The 14,419-nt window shown below is 63.9% G+C and carries 13 protein-coding genes; 6 read left to right on the top strand and 7 right to left on the bottom strand.

All coding sequences use genetic code 11. The features are described from left to right. The 4 genes from LAN37_02600 to LAN37_02615 all read right to left on the bottom strand — a co-directional run bounded on the left by LAN37_02600 (position 1) and on the right by LAN37_02615 (position 3,789). Positions 1–492: a helix-turn-helix domain-containing protein gene (locus LAN37_02600; protein ID MBZ5646095.1), complete on the bottom strand. Its 492-nt coding sequence runs from the start codon at positions 490–492 to the stop codon at positions 1–3. Between the two features lie 110 nt (positions 493–602). Next, positions 603–1,469: an ABC transporter permease gene (locus tag LAN37_02605; GenBank protein ID MBZ5646096.1), complete on the bottom strand. Its 867-nt coding sequence runs from the start codon at positions 1,467–1,469 to the stop codon at positions 603–605. Then, on the bottom strand, positions 1,469–2,386 hold the full coding sequence (locus LAN37_02610) for an ABC transporter permease (GenBank protein ID MBZ5646097.1): 918 nt from the start codon (positions 2,384–2,386) through the stop codon (positions 1,469–1,471). Before LAN37_02610 ends, LAN37_02605 begins: the two co-directional genes overlap by 1 nt. Before the next feature lie 32 nt (positions 2,387–2,418). After that, complete coding sequence (locus LAN37_02615) at positions 2,419–3,789, bottom strand: hemolysin family protein (protein ID MBZ5646098.1); 1,371 nt, start codon at positions 3,787–3,789, stop codon at positions 2,419–2,421. 204 nt (positions 3,790–3,993) lie between these two features. Between LAN37_02615 and LAN37_02620 the strand changes: the two genes are divergently transcribed. The 3 genes from LAN37_02620 (at position 3,994) to LAN37_02630 (ending at position 9,082) form a co-directional block, all read left to right on the top strand. Next, entirely contained in the window at positions 3,994–5,202 is a 1,209-nt protein-coding gene (locus LAN37_02620) for an efflux RND transporter periplasmic adaptor subunit (protein MBZ5646099.1), read from the top strand. A 103-nt stretch (positions 5,203–5,305) separates the two neighbouring features. Then, positions 5,306–6,217, top strand: a complete 912-nt coding sequence (locus tag LAN37_02625) for a DUF4097 domain-containing protein (GenBank protein MBZ5646100.1) — start codon at positions 5,306–5,308, stop codon at positions 6,215–6,217. A 372-nt stretch (positions 6,218–6,589) separates the two neighbouring features. Further along, positions 6,590–9,082: a sodium-translocating pyrophosphatase gene (locus LAN37_02630; protein MBZ5646101.1), complete on the top strand. Its 2,493-nt coding sequence runs from the start codon at positions 6,590–6,592 to the stop codon at positions 9,080–9,082. An 82-nt stretch (positions 9,083–9,164) separates the two neighbouring features. Here the strand turns inward: LAN37_02630 and LAN37_02635 are convergent, their stop codons facing one another. Continuing rightward, positions 9,165–9,539, bottom strand: a complete 375-nt coding sequence (locus LAN37_02635; GenBank protein ID MBZ5646102.1) for a hypothetical protein — start codon at positions 9,537–9,539, stop codon at positions 9,165–9,167. A gap of 121 nt (positions 9,540–9,660) precedes the next feature. On the opposite strand from LAN37_02635, the gene LAN37_02640 reads away from it, so the two are divergent. Genes LAN37_02640 through LAN37_02650 form a run of 3 tightly spaced genes read left to right on the top strand, consistent with a single transcriptional unit; the run spans position 9,661 to position 12,727 of the window. After that, positions 9,661–10,551 (top strand): mechanosensitive ion channel family protein, encoded by an 891-nt coding sequence (locus tag LAN37_02640; GenBank protein ID MBZ5646103.1) that lies wholly within the window; start codon positions 9,661–9,663, stop codon positions 10,549–10,551. Positions 10,552–10,553: 2 nt separating this feature from the next. Continuing rightward, positions 10,554–11,342, top strand: coding sequence for an SDR family oxidoreductase (locus LAN37_02645; GenBank protein MBZ5646104.1), 789 nt, complete (start codon positions 10,554–10,556; stop codon positions 11,340–11,342). Between the two features lie 23 nt (positions 11,343–11,365). Beyond that, positions 11,366–12,727 (top strand): M24 family metallopeptidase, encoded by a 1,362-nt coding sequence (locus LAN37_02650; GenBank protein ID MBZ5646105.1) that lies wholly within the window; start codon positions 11,366–11,368, stop codon positions 12,725–12,727. Here LAN37_02650 and LAN37_02655 read toward each other — a convergent pair. Both LAN37_02655 and LAN37_02660 read right to left on the bottom strand, forming a co-directional pair. Then, on the bottom strand, positions 12,724–13,452 hold the full coding sequence (locus tag LAN37_02655) for a response regulator transcription factor (GenBank protein MBZ5646106.1): 729 nt from the start codon (positions 13,450–13,452) through the stop codon (positions 12,724–12,726). The genes LAN37_02650 and LAN37_02655 overlap by 4 nt on opposite strands. Then, the gene (locus tag LAN37_02660) at positions 13,449–14,354 is read right to left on the bottom strand and encodes a HAMP domain-containing histidine kinase (GenBank protein MBZ5646107.1); all 906 of its coding nucleotides are present in this window, start codon (positions 14,352–14,354) and stop codon (positions 13,449–13,451) included. Before LAN37_02660 ends, LAN37_02655 begins: the two co-directional genes overlap by 4 nt. Positions 14,355–14,419: the final 65 nt, after the last annotated feature.

Consider the following 14,419-nt stretch of genomic DNA (forward strand, 5'->3'; position numbering starts at 1 on the left):
TCACTTCCCTTCCACAACCGGCCTGGCGCCGGGGCGCAGCACTTCGAGCAGCCGCTCGGCCAGCCCGGGGTTCTCCAGGATCTCTTTCATCAGCAGGAGGCACTGGCGCGAGTCCGCGTGCTTGGCGATATCCAGCAGCGCCTCGCAGACCTCGGGATCGCGGCGGAAGCGTTCGGCGCCGCTGATCAGCCAGAGGTCGAGCCTGTCCTCGACCGTGCGCAGCTCCGAGATCAGTTCCGCGTGGTAGCCCTCCGGATCCTCGACCAGGTAGCCGGGGTGAACCTTGAAGAACTTCGCCAGCAACAGGCGCGTCTTGTTGGTCAGGTGCGGTCGCGCGCCGCTCTCGATCTGCGAGAGATAGGACTGGCTGAGGTCCGCCTTCAGCTCCTTCTTGATGGCGCGGACGATCTCCTGCTGGGTCATCTCGCGATCCAGGCCGCGGACCGTGCCCTCGATCTTGCGCAGCCAGCGGATTTTCTCTCCCAACGTCATATTGCGATTTGCCATATTACAATTGCAATATGCAATATGTCAAGCGAAACATCTGCCTGATTTTTCAATCGCTTAGCGTTGGTTGTGCAAATCGAGGTCCGCCGAGGTGGTCAGAGGCCAGCTTCGATGCGGGAGCGGGGATCCATGAGATCGCGCAGTGCGTCGCCGATGAAATTGAACGAGAGCACGGCGAGCATCACGGCACCAGCGGGAAACAGCACGAGGTGCGGCGCGTCGAAGAGGTGGGAGCGGCCGTCGTTGAGCATAGAGCCCCAACTGGCGATAGGCGGCGGAACGCCCAGGCCAAGGAAGCTCATGGTGGCTTCGGCGAGGACGGCGCCGGCCATCCCGATGGCGGCTTGCACGATCACCGGCTGGATGATGTTGGGCAGGATGTGACGGCTGACGATGCGCCAGTCGCTCGCGCCAAGGGCGCGCGCGGCTTCGATGAATTCCCTCTCCTTCACCGCCAGCACCTGAGCGCGGACCAGGCGCGCGTAGCCCACCCACCCGCCGATGGAGAGCGCGAGGATGAGGTTGAATACTCCCGGCCCCAGGAAGGCGACGAAGGCGATGGCCAGCAGGATGCCGGGAAACGACAGGAACGCGTTCATCACCACGACATTGAAGAAGCGGTCCACCTTGCCGCCGTAGTATCCGGCGATGGAACCGAAGACGAGGCCGAGGGAGAGCGAAGCGACCACCACGCTGGAACCGACCAGCATGGAGATGCGCGCGCCGTAGATGACGCGGGAGAGGATGTCGCGGCCCAGCTCGTCGGTGCCGAACCAGTGGGCGTCGGAGGGCGGCTGGAGGCGCACGAGCAGGTCGATGAAAGCGGGATCGCGCGGCGCGATCCAGGGCGCGAAAATCGCGCAGATGACGAAAAGCACGACCAGGAAGACGCCCAGGGCGGCGAGCGGATTGTGGCGCGCGGCGCGCGTGGCGGTCTGCATCGAGGTGGCGGCGGCGGCCATTATTGCCGGATCCTCGGGTTGGCGACGGAGTAGAGCAGGTCGGTGAGGAAGTTGACGGCGACGTAGGTGAGGCCGATGGCGAGGATGCAGCCCTGTACGAGGTAGTAATCGCGATTGGAGATGGCCTGGATGGTGAGGCGCCCGATACCGGGCCAGGAAAAGATGGTCTCGGTGACAATGGCGCCGGCGAGCAGCGCGCCGAACTGCAGTCCGACCACGGTGAGCACGGGGACCAGGGCGTTGCGCAACGCGTGCTTGTAGACGACGGTGCGTTCTGGCAGTCCCTTGGCGCGTGCGGTGCGGACGTAGTCCTGGCCCAGCTCTTCCAACATGGAGGTTCGCACCATGCGGGTCAGGATGGCGGCGAGCGCGCCCCCCATGGTGACGGCGGGCAGGATGAGGTGCATCCAGGTGCCGGAGCCGGAGACCGGCAGCAGCCCGAGGTAGATGGAGAAAAGCAGGATGAGGACCGGGCCGAGGGCAAAATTGGGGAACGAGAGGCCGAGCAAGCTGACGAAACTGAGCAGGCGGTCGTCCCAGCGGTTTCGCCGTCGCGCCGAGTGGACCCCGGCGGGGACGGAGAGCGCGAGCGCGACCAGCAGCGCGGCGACAGTCAGCATCACGGTAAAGGGATAGCGCTGAACGATGATGCTGGCCACGCTCTGGTTGAAGCGGATGGACTGCCCAAGATCGCCGCGCAGCACGCCTTGCCAGTAATTCAGGTACTGGCGGCCGATGGGAACGTCGAGTCCATAGGCGTGGCGGGCGGCGGCGACGTCGGCGCTGGCCGCTCCTTCGCCCAGCATCTGCTGGATGGGGTCGCCCGGAACCATGTGGATGAGCAGGAAAACGACCGAAACCACGAGCCAGATGACCGGGATGGTGTAGAGCAACCGGGTTGTGAAGTAGCGGAACATCGAGGGTCAGGTTGTTGGCCCGACATCGTACTTCAATCCGACTTTTTCGCCATGGTACCGACCACCGCCGTTTCCACCGGTTCAATCTTGACCGCGGCCACCCGGCGTCCGTCCATGTTGAGCACGGTGAAGCGGCGGCCCTGGTAGTCGAACTGTTCCCCGCCCCGGGGGATCTTCTGCAAGCGCGAGAGCACGAAGCCTCCGAGGGTCTCGAAACCCTGGTCGCGGGGCAGCTCGAGGTGGTACTGAAGATCGAGATCGCGGATGTTCTGCGAGCCCTCGAGCACGACGGGCGCCTTGCCGATCAGCGCCGGGGGCTCGCGCAGGGCGTCGAATTCGTCTTCGATCTCGCCCACGATCTGCTCCAGCACGTCTTCGACGGAAACCACGCCGGCGGTGGAGCCGAATTCGTCCACCACCACGGCGAGATGGCGGCGGTGGCGCTTGAAGTCCACCAGCAGGTCGGAGATGGGCTTGGTCTCGGGGATGACCAGCACGTCGTGCATGATGTGGCGCAGTTGGGTGGAGCCGCGCAGCACCTCGGGCAGGCCGCCGGCGGTCATGGAGGCGTACATCAGGCGCATGAGGTCCTTGGCGTAAAGCACGCCGACGATGTGCTCCGGTCCCAGTTGCGGGTCGTACACCGGGATACGCGAGTATTGCTGCTCGACCACGCGACGCGCGGCCTCCTCGACCGGCATCTCGGCGGACAAGGAGAAGATCGCGACGCGTGGCACCATGATCTCGCGCACGGTTGTGTTTCCCAGCTCCAGGGCGCGATGGACCATGTCTTCCTGCACCTTGGGGAGGAGGCCGATGCGGCGGCTGGCAGTGACCATCAGCTTCAGCTCGTCCGGAGAGTGGACACTGCCTTCGCCGAGTTGGTGGGTGCCGAACGCGCCCAGCACCAGCGAGGCGGACTTACTCATAAAGCGCAGGAAAGGGCGGCCCAGAGTGACGAAGATGTCCATGGGGCCGGCCACGGCCAGGGCCACGCGGTCGGCGCGCTGCAGCGCGAGGGTCTTGGGGACCACTTCGCCCAGGATCACCACCACGTAGGTGATCAGCACGAAGCCGAAGGCGATCCCGATGCCGTGGGCGTAGACCTTGACGTGGGGGACATGGGAGAACGCCCGCATCAGCAGATCGGCCACCGTAGCTTCTCCGATCCAGCCCAAACCGAGGCTGGCCAGAGTCACCCCTAGCTGCACGGCGGCGAGAAGCTCGTCGAGGTTCTGGTGCAGCTTCAGGACGGTGCGGGCGCCGATACGCTTCTCGGCAATGAGCTGCTGGAGGCGGGTGTCGCGGATGCTGACCAGGGCGAATTCGGCCGCGACAAAGAAGGCGTTCGCAGCCACGAGCAGGATAACGGCCGCCAGCCGCATCAGGACGATGGACACCATAAAGTCCGAATTGTACTCAAAACCGGGTCCCTGCCGCCCTGGAGCAGCTCCAGAAAGGCGGTCCGGGACCTGGATTGCTCACTTTTTCGCAGCTTGGGTGTCTAATCCGAGAACGAAAAGAATCTCGCAGAATGCGGAACTAAGACACAGGTGGGGCCGTATCAGACAGCAGGAGCAGGGCAGCCTGCTTGCAGGGAGGCAGCAGTGGCGAACGGAAACGGGAAAAACAAGCGGAAACGCTTTTTTTTGACCCTCGGCTCGATCGGAGCGGTGGTCATCATCGTGTTGGTCGTGGTCGGGGCCACGCGCGGTGGCACCAAGATCGACCCCTCGAAACTGGCCAAGGTGGAGAAGGGTGACCTGGCCAAGAGCGTGGTCGCCACCGGCAAGATCGAGCCCATCACGAAGGTCGAAATCAAGTCCAAGGCCAGCGGCATCGTGAAGAAGCTGCTGGTGGAAGCCGGGGACCGGGTGAAGGCCGGCCAGGTGCTGGCAGAACTCGATAAAGAAGAGATCGAGGCCCAGGTGAAGCAGTCGGCAGCGTCGCTGGAGGCGGCGCTCTCCAACGAGCACGCCGCCGAAGCCGATCTGGAGCGCGCCAAGGTGGACGCCGAAGGTCCAGACGTGCCCCTGTTGCTCCGCGCGTATGAGCGCGCCCAGCACATGGCCAAGGAAGGCGTGGTTTCGCAGGCCAACCTGGACGACGCGCAAAAGGCTTACCAACTGGCGGTCAACAGGCAGGACATGGCCAAGGCGCAGCTGGTGGTGGGCAAGGCCAAGCTGGCGCAGGCCAGGGCCCAGGTGTTGCAGGCCAAGGCCACGCTGGACCAGCTCAGGGAGCAACTCAATTACACCACCATCGTCGCTCCCATCGACGGCATCATCCTTTCGCGTGATGTGGAGATGGGTGACGCGGTCAGCTCCATCCTGGTGCTGGGTTCCTCGGCCACGCTGGTGATGACCATCGGCGACACCCACGAGGTGTACGTCAAGGGCAAGGTGGACGAGAGCGATATCGGCAAGGTGTATCTGGGCCAGGCGGCGCGCATCAAGGTGGAATCCTTCAAGGACAAGAGCTTCACCGGCAAGGTCACGAAGATCTCGCCCATGGGTGTGGAGAAGGACAACGTGACCACCTTCGAAGTGCGGGTGTCGATCGACAACCCGGGCGGCGAGCTGAAGGCCGCCATGACCGCCAACGCCGAGATCATCCTGGAAGAACACAAGAACGTGCTGATGATCCCCGAGGGCGCCATCATCTACGACAAGGAGAAGAAGGCATCGGTCGAGGTGCCGGTCAGCAACGGCAAGGACGGCAAGAACAAGGTGGCGATCAACATCGGCATCTCCAATGGGGCCAAGACCGAGGTGCTCAGCGGCCTGAAGGAAGGCGAGCAGGTGGTGCTGCAATAGTTCGTGCCCGCAAACGCCTCCCTGTTGCGGGTTCCGGAAGGCACGAGCAGCCCGGCTCGTGCCTTTTTCTCTAGCGGCCGACCGGGCAATCAAGAGGCGAACGATGAAGCGAGAATCAGCGGTGGCGATCCTCCTGGCGCTGGCACTTTCCCTGCCCGCGCTGGCGGCGGTCAACGGCAGTTTCGAGCGCACCTTGAAGGTCAGCGGCCCGGTGCAGCTGGAAGTGAAGACCGGCTCGGGCGACATCCATGTCCGCAAGGGCGACGACGGGTCGGTGCGGGTGTACGGCAAGATCCGCGCCAGTGAAGGCTTCTTCACCGGCACCGAGGAAGTACGGGAGAAGGTGCGGCGCCTGGAGCAGAACCCTCCCATCGAGCAGAGCGGCAACCGCATCCGGATCGGATTCGTGGAAGATCACGAGCTCTTCAACAACGTCTCCATCTCGTACGAAATCGTGGTGCCGGCGGAGACCCAGGTGACGGCCAATACCGGCTCGGGGAACATGGAGGTGGAGCGTGTGCATGGTGCGGCGAAGCTGCACAGCGGCTCCGGAAACGTGACGGCGTCCAACATCGACGGCGACGTGGACGCGCAGGCGGGATCGGGCGCCATCGAGCTCAGCGTGATCAGTGGCAATGCGGTGGCACATACCGGGAGCGGCCACATCAAGCTCGAGCGTGTCTCCGGCGTGGACGCGCACACCGGCTCGGGCGGCATCAATATCCTCGACATGAAAGGACGGCTTCGGGCGCACGCCGGCAGCGGCGACATCACCGCCGAGGGCGCGCCGACGGGCGAATGGAACGTAGAGACTGGTTCCGGCAGCGTCACCCTGCGGCTGACCGGGAGCGGGGGCTTCGATTTCCACGCGAGAACCGGCTCGGGAGGCATCGAATCCGATTTGCCCATCACCATCAGCGGCCGGCAGGACCGGCATGAGATCTCGGGGAAGATCCGCGGCGGCGGGCCGATGATCGACGTGCGCACCGGCTCCGGCAGAGTGCATCTTCAATAGAGGGCGACCTCATCGCCTCCACGCTGCTGCCTTGCCCGACAAGATCGAGTGAACGTTTGTTTGACCCTCCTTTTCCGCGCATGTTATAAGAAGCGTCTGTCTTGTACCGGCCCGTGGCGATGCGGGATCGGTACTGCGGGGCGCGGCCAAACCTCAAATTTCACTTTTCTTGAAGTGGAAGCGTGTTCCCGGACGGTAGTTTCGAGGGAGCAAGATGGCTCAGACTCCCATATTCCTTTTCGGGACCCCAAAATTGGTGTGGAGGAATTTATGCATACCCTACTTGCCACGTCATTGTGGCAGGGACACTCGCCCAATCCCCCTGCGTCCGGGACCGCGCTGCGTTCACTGGCGCGAGTCGCTTGCCGGCCCATGAAGATGCTGCTGGCCGCGCTGACCTTCGTGGTGACGCAATCAACCCTGGCGCTCGCGCAACCGTCCGGCGAGGCTGGCGGCGAAGCTTCGCTGAAGCTGCCGGACCTGTCCTCGGTCGATTTCCTCGGCATGAACGGGCACAGCCTGCTGACCATCGGGCTGGCCTTCTGTGCCGCAGGACTGGTGTTCGGCATGGTCATCTACGTACAACTCAAGAATCTGCCCGTGCACCGCTCGATGCGGGAGATCTCCGAACTCATCTACGAAACGTGCAAGACGTACCTGGTCACGCAGGGCAAGTTCATCCTGATCCTGTGGGTGTTCATCGCGGCCGTCATCGTCCTGTACTTCGGCATCCTGTCGCCCGTCCCGAACAAGCCGCTGGCCGTGACGCTGCCCATCATCATCCTGTTCAGCCTGGTGGGTATCGGTGGCAGCTACGGCGTGGCCTGGTTCGGCATCCGGGTGAATACCTTCGCCAACTCGCGGACGGCGTTCGCCGGCCTGAGCGGCAAGCCCTGGCCCATCTGCGCCATCCCGCTGAAATCGGGCATGAGCGTGGGCATGATGCTGATCTCGGTCGAGCTGCTGATCATGCTCTTCATCCTGCTGTTCATTCCGGGCGATTATGCCGGCCCCTGCTTCATCGGCTTCGCCATCGGCGAGTCGCTGGGCGCGGCGGCACTGCGTATCGCCGGCGGCATCTTCACCAAGATCGCCGACATCGGCTCCGACCTGATGAAGATCGTCTTCAAGATCAAGGAAGACGACGCGCGCAACCCGGGCGTGATCGCCGACTGTACCGGAGATAATGCCGGCGACTCGGTCGGCCCGACCGCCGACGGCTTCGAGACCTACGGCGTCACCGGCGTCGCGCTCATCACCTTCATCCTGCTGGCGGTGAAAGACCCGACGGTGCAGGTGCAACTGCTGGTCTGGATCTTCGTCATGCGCATCATGATGCTGGTCTCCAGCTCCGGCGCCTACTTCCTCAACAACGCCATCTCCAAGGCGAGATTTAGCGACTCCGACGACTTCAACTTCGAGGCGCCTCTGACCTCGCTGGTATGGCTCACCTCCATCGTTTCCATCGGCCTCACTTACCTGGTTTCGTACTTCATCATCCCCGAACTGGGCGGCAACGACACGCTGTGGTGGAAGCTTTCGACCATCATCTCGTGTGGCACGCTGGCGGGAGCGCTCATCCCTGAACTGGTGAAGGTGTTCACCTCCACCGAGTCGGCACACGTCAAGGAAGTCGTGACTTCGACGGAGGAAGGCGGCGCGTCACTCAACATCCTGTCCGGCCTGGTCGCGGGTAACTTCTCCGCCTATTGGCTCGGGCTCTCGATGGTCGCGTTGATGGCGATTGCATTCGTGGTCAGTACGCACGGCCTGGGCGACTACATCCTGGGCACGCAGATCCCGCTGATGCTGGCGCCCGCCGTGTTCGCCTTCGGGCTGGTGGCCTTCGGCTTCCTGGGCATGGGCCCGGTCACCATCGCCGTGGACTCCTACGGTCCGGTCACCGACAACGCCCAGTCCGTGTACGAACTCTCGCTGATCGAGCAGATCCCCAACATCAAGGGCGAGATCAAGAAGGATTACGGCATGGAGGTGAACTTCGAGCGGGCCAAGCACCTGCTGGAAGCCAACGACGGCGCCGGCAACACCTTCAAGGCTACGGCCAAGCCGGTGCTGATCGGCACTGCGGTGGTGGGCGCTACCACCATGATCTTCTCGATCATCATGGCGCTGACCAACGGCCTGTCGGAGAACGTCAACAAGCTTTCGCTGCTGCACGCGCCCTTCGTGCTGGGCCTGATCACCGGCGGCGCCATGATCTACTGGTTCGCCGGCGCCTCGATCCAGGCGGTGAGCACGGGCGCATACCGCGCGGTGGAATTCATCAAGGCCAACATCAAGCTGGAAGGCGTGGAGAAGGCCTCGGTGAGTGACAGCAAGAAGGTGGTGGCCATCTGCACGCAGTACGCGCAGCGCGGCATGTTCAACATCTTCCTGGCCGTGTTCTTCGGCACGCTGGCGTTCGCGTTCGTCGAGCCGTTCTTCTTCATCGGCTACCTGATCTCGATCGCGATCTTCGGCCTGTACCAGGCCATCTTCATGGCCAACGCGGGCGGCGCCTGGGACAACGCCAAGAAGGTCGTCGAGGTCGAACTGAAGCAGAAGGGCACGGACCTGCACGCCGCCACCGTGGTGGGCGACACCGTGGGCGACCCGTTCAAGGACACCTCGTCGGTGGCCATGAACCCGGTCATCAAGTTCACCACCCTGTTCGGCCTGTTGGCGGTGGAACTGGCGGTCAGCCTGACGGCCAAGTCAGGCGTGGCTGTCAGCCTGGTGCTCGCAGCGCTGTTCTTCCTCGTCTCTGTCTTCTTCGTGCACCGGTCGTTCTACGGCATGAGGATCGGGACGGTGAGGGCCGCGGCTGCGGCCGGCGAAGAGCCCACCCGCCTGAGCGCGGATTAGCGATCCACAACGACAACAACGCCACCGGGCAACCGGTGGCGTTTTTCTGTTTGCCGGCCATCCACCCGCTTCGCCACGGCACCTAATCGCCCTTCATCTTCGTCTTGACGCTCTTGGCGAGCTTCTCGATCTCTTCTGCTTTCTTGACCACGTCCAGGGAGAGGGTGTTCTCACCGGCTGTATCGACGTAGCGCTTGAGCTGGTTGGCAAGCAGGACGAGCTGCTCGCTGTCGCGCCTGAGCTCCTGGTAACGCTGTTTGCCGAGCTCCTTCTTCCTCGTTTTCTCCAGGCGGATCTCGTCGGGCGTGGGCGGTCGTTTCTCCCCCGGCCGCTCCTGGGAGGCGTCGACGGTTTGAGGGACAGGCAGAGGGGCTGGCGGCGTACTACGGCTGATCTGGACAGGTGGCATCACCACCAGGGCCAGCACGAAGACGACTACGGCGAGGTTGCGCAGCATGGATCCGTACACTCCGTCAGAGGCGAGCCCCGGCATTATACGGTGCGGATGCCGCCGCGGACGGCTGCTATAATCGCGCGCTGGCCGACGGCCCCAACCGGGCCTGCTCCGGCCCTCCGGCATGAATCTTCAGAACATCCTGCGAGACTGGCGCGGCGACGCTTACTACTTCTTCCGCCACAGCGTGCCCAAGATCGCCGTCATTCTGATCGGCGCCGTGGTTCTGGTGTGGCTGCTCCGCCAGTTGCGGGCCCGGCTGGTGCGTCTGGCGGAACGCCCCGGGCTGCCAATTCCCATCGACCCGCACCACGCGCACCAGCTCCGCACCCTGGCCGGGGTGATCTACAGTGTGGGATTGGCGGTGATCATGCTCTTCGCGGCCATGCAGATCCTGCCCCTGGTCGGCATCGACATGAAACCGCTGCTGGCCAGCGCGGGCATCGCGGGACTGGCCATCGGCTTCGGCGCCCAGGCGCTGGTGCACGATGTCATCAACGGCTTCTTCATCCTGATGGAGGACCAGTATCACCTGGGAGACATCGTAAGGATCAGCGGGGTCTCGGGCACGGTCGAGGACATGACGCTGCGGCGCACCGTGCTGCGCGGGGATGACGGCACACTGCACTCCATCCCCAACAGTGAGATCAAGGTCGTCTCCAACCTGACGCGCGACTGGGCGCAGGTGCAACTGCGCGTGTCCGCAGCCTACGCGGAGAACAGCGACCGCGTCATCCAGCTTCTCCAACAAGTGGCGAGCGAATTCCACCGCGACCCCAACTTCGCCCACCTAGTTGTGGCCGAGCCGCAGGTGCCGGGCATCGAGCGCATCTCCTCCGGCGAGGTGGACTACCTGCTGCTGGTGAAGACCAAGCCGGGCTCGCAGTACGCCGTGAGCCGCGAACTGCGCCGCCGCATCAAGGAGTGTTTCGAGAAGAACCACGTCCAGGCAGCGCCCGCGCGCGTGTACGTGGTGGATGCCGACAGCGCGGGCCAGAAGCGCGAGATCCAGTAGCCATGGAGACCGGACTGCGGGACCGCGTGGCCATCGTGGCGGCGTCAAGCCAGGGGCTGGGCCGCGCTACCGCCGAGGCCCTCGCCGCTGAAGGGGCGCGCGTTGCCATGTGCGCCCGCACGGAAAAAACCCTGCGCGCCGCCGCCGACGCCATCCGCAAGAAGCACAAGACCGAGGTCTTCGAGCGCGCCTTCGACGTGACCCATGCGGGGGCAGTGCAGGCCTTCGTGGCCGCGGTGGCGGAGAAATTCGGCCGTATCGACATCTGCGTGACCAACGCGGGCGGCCCTCCGGCCAAGAATTTCCTCTCGCTCGGTATGGAGGAGTGGCGGAAGGCCGTCGAACTGAACTTCCTGAGCGTGGTCTCGTTCTGTCAGGCAGTGATCCCGCACATGCAGCGGCAGCGCTGGGGGCGGATCATCACCATCACTTCCATGACGGTGAAGCAGCCGGTGCCGGAGCTCATACTCTCGAACGCGGTGCGCAACGCCGTCGTCGGCCTGGTGCGCAGCCTGGCCAATGAATTCGGGCCGGATGGGATCCTGGTGAACAACGTCGGCCCGGGCTACACCGCCACCGACCGCCTGAAGGAGTTGGGCGCCACCCGGGCGCTCGCGCTAGGAATCACCGCCGACGACGTGATGCAGCGCTTCGGCGCCGAGGCCGCGCTCCAGCGCGTGGGTGACCCGCGCGAGCTCGCCGATACCGTCGTGTTCCTGGCCTCGGAACGCGCCTCCTACATCACCGGACAGACCATCCTGGTGGATGGCGGCGCGTACAAAGGTTTGTAGGTTTGCCATTATTGGGAGGCCGCATGCGCCGTCGTTCATTCCTTAGATCCGCCGCTCTCGCCGCCGTCGCCACCCCCGAACTCGCCCGCGCCATGATCCACGCGGAGAACAAGGCGGGCGCGATGCCACAGAAGGCCTACCTGCCGCTGACCGGGCCTTTCCGCCTGCCCATCGAGTGGTACAAGGCGACGACCGCGCTCTTTCAGCAACAGCTTGCTGAGCAGAAGCTCGATGGCGCGGTCATCTCGGATGCGAACAGCATCAACTACTTGACCGGTTCGTTCGCCGTGACCACCGAGCGGCCCATCTGGCTTTTTGTGCCGGCGAAGGGCAACCCGGCGGTGTTCCATCCCGGCCTGGACCGCGACATGTGGGGTTCCTGGTGGGTCGCGGACCACGAGTGGTACTTCGATTACCCGCACCATGGACCGTACGACAAGGTGGTCTTCGAGGCCGGGCCGCAGGCCGATCTTTTCGCGTGGATGCTCGACGGCTTGGCCAAGCGCGGCCACGCAAAGGCGCGCGTGGGCTTCGAGCGGCGTCCGGCCGACGAGCTGATCCACACGATGGAGAAGCGCGGGATGAAGCCCGACTGGCGGATCGTCGGGCCGATGGTTCTGCACATGCGCGAAGTCAAGACTCCGGAGGAGATCGCGCTGGCGCGCGTGGCCTTGCAACTGCACGATCGCATGATGGATTTCGCCCGCGACTACATCCTGGCGCACGGCACCGATGCCACCGACTTCGAGGTGGCACATGCCACGCAGGCATTCGGCGCCTCAGAACTCACAAAATACTTGAAACTCGATGGCCGTCCCCACAGCGGTGTCGGCATCGACATCGGCTACGAGTGCCGTACCGGCGTCGCCACCGCTTACCCGCATCCCAACCAATTCTTCCACGCACGCATCCAGCGCGGCGACGCGGTGCAGATCGCCGCCGACGTAAAGCTGGGCGGGCATGGTGGCGAGGGCTACCGGGCGCTCCAGATCGCCGGCCCGAACGTCACCGACCTTCACCACAAGCTCTGGGACGTTCACACCGCCATGACCGTGGAACAGCAGAAGCTCAGCGTCGCCGGGCGGAAGTGCAATGAGGTCGGCGCAGGCGTGCTCAAACTGGCGCGCGATGCCGGCCTGGAGAAGTACGTCTATCACCGCCCTGCGCACGGCGAGGGCAGCGAAGGCCACCAGCCGCCCTATCTTTCGCTGGGCGACAACACCGTGCTGGAGGAGAACATGACCTTCTCCAACGAGCCCGGGCTCTACAATCCGGAAGGCGGCTTCGGGTACAACCATGGCAACCTGGTGCGGGTGACCAAGTCCGGCGGCGAGCAGATGAACCAGACGCCGCTCACCAAAGAGTGGTGCTGGATCAGGATCTAGCTGTCCTTGGGGTTGGAAACGAATTTGTAACCGACGCGTCGGACGGTCAGCAGGTAGCGCGGCCGGGAGGGGTCCGGCTCGATATAGCGGCGCAGCCGCACGATGAAATTGTCGATGGCACGCGTGTCGGTGTCTTCGCGCAGGTTCCACACGTGCTCCAGGATCGCCTTGCGGGACACTGGATGGCCGCTGTTCTGGATCAAGTAGCGCAACAGTTCCGATTCCATCAGCGTCAGCTGGTAGACCGTCTTCCCCGTTCGCAGTTGCAGGTTCTGGAAGTCCACCACTTTGCCGTCGAAGCTGTGGCTGTCCGGCGTCTGCTGCGATTCCGCGGAACTGACCGCACGGCGCGCCCACTCGGTGCGGCGCAACAGGCTGGTGATCCGCGCCATCAAGATCGAGAGCTCGAAGGGCTTCGGCAGGTAGTCGTCGGCGCCAGACTCGAATCCGTTCAGCACATCCTCGGGGCGGCCACGGGCGGTCAGCATGAGCACCGGGATGTAATTCCGCGCCTGGCGGAGTTCCTGCGCGACCGTGAATCCGTCCTTCCCGGGCAGCATGACGTCCAGGACGACGATGTCAAAGTCCTCATTCTTTTCCAGGAGGCGCACCAGCGCCTCTTCGCCATTGTCGGTGATTTGCACCGAATGGCCTTCGGCTTCCAGATTGAACCGGAGTCCCTCCGCCAGGTGCGTCTCATCTTCCACTACGAGTATCCGGCTCATGCTCGGTAGACCCTCGGAAGACGGATGGTGAAGGCGCTGCCGTGGCCCTCGCCTTCGCTGTCGGCAAACGCGTCTCCCCCGTGACGGCGCGCGATGGCGCGCACGATGAACAAACCGAGGCCCGTGCCCTTGACCTGGCCGCCAGCCAAGGTGGGGGCCCGATAGAAGCGCTTGAAGATGCGCTTCAACTCCGTCCTGGGAATCCCGATGCCGTGGTCCTGGACGCGTAGGAGCACGGTATCGAGATCGGGGGTCACAACGTCGACCACGATGTCCTTTTTCGTGCCGGAATATTTCACGGCATTGTCCAGCAGGTTGGCGGTGGCGGTGCGCAGTTCTTCGGGGTTCCCTTTCAGAAGGATCTCCTGTGCGGGCAGGGCGCCGAATCGCAGCTCATCAGGCTGGAGATGGTGGCGCAGGCGGGCCAGTTCGAGCGCGTCGCGCACGATGGCGGAAAAATCCACCTCCTGCCAGTTCTTGCGGCCGTCCCCGAGGCGGGCCTCGCCGGCTTTCAATACCTGTTCCACCGTCCCCAGCAGGCGGTCGGTGTCTTCCAGCATGATGCGGTAGAACTCCTCGCGTTTCGCGTCCTCCACGGAGCGGTGCTGTAGCGTCTCCAGGTACAAGCGAATGGATGCGATCGGCGTCTTCAGCTCATGAGTCACCGCATTGAGGAAGCTGTCCTGCTGTTCGTTGCGGCGGATCTCGCGCACCAAGAAGATGGTGTTGAGCACGACGCCGGCGATGATGAATCCGAAGAAAATGATCCCCAGCACCAGCGGGACCACCTCGCGCCACTTGAGCAGGACCCAGCTGATGTTGAGCGCGATCGCCACTCCCACCAGGAGGGAGCCCAGGGTCACGAAGAAGGCAATCGTTTTGGCGCGGCTGGCGATGCGCATGGGAACCGCCTGAAATTGTAGTGGAAGAGAGGCGCACAAAAAACAAACCGCGGGCAGAATCGTCC

Source organism: Terriglobia bacterium, assembly GCA_020073495.1.
Classification (GTDB): domain Bacteria; phylum Acidobacteriota; class Terriglobia; order Terriglobales; family Acidobacteriaceae; genus JAIQFD01.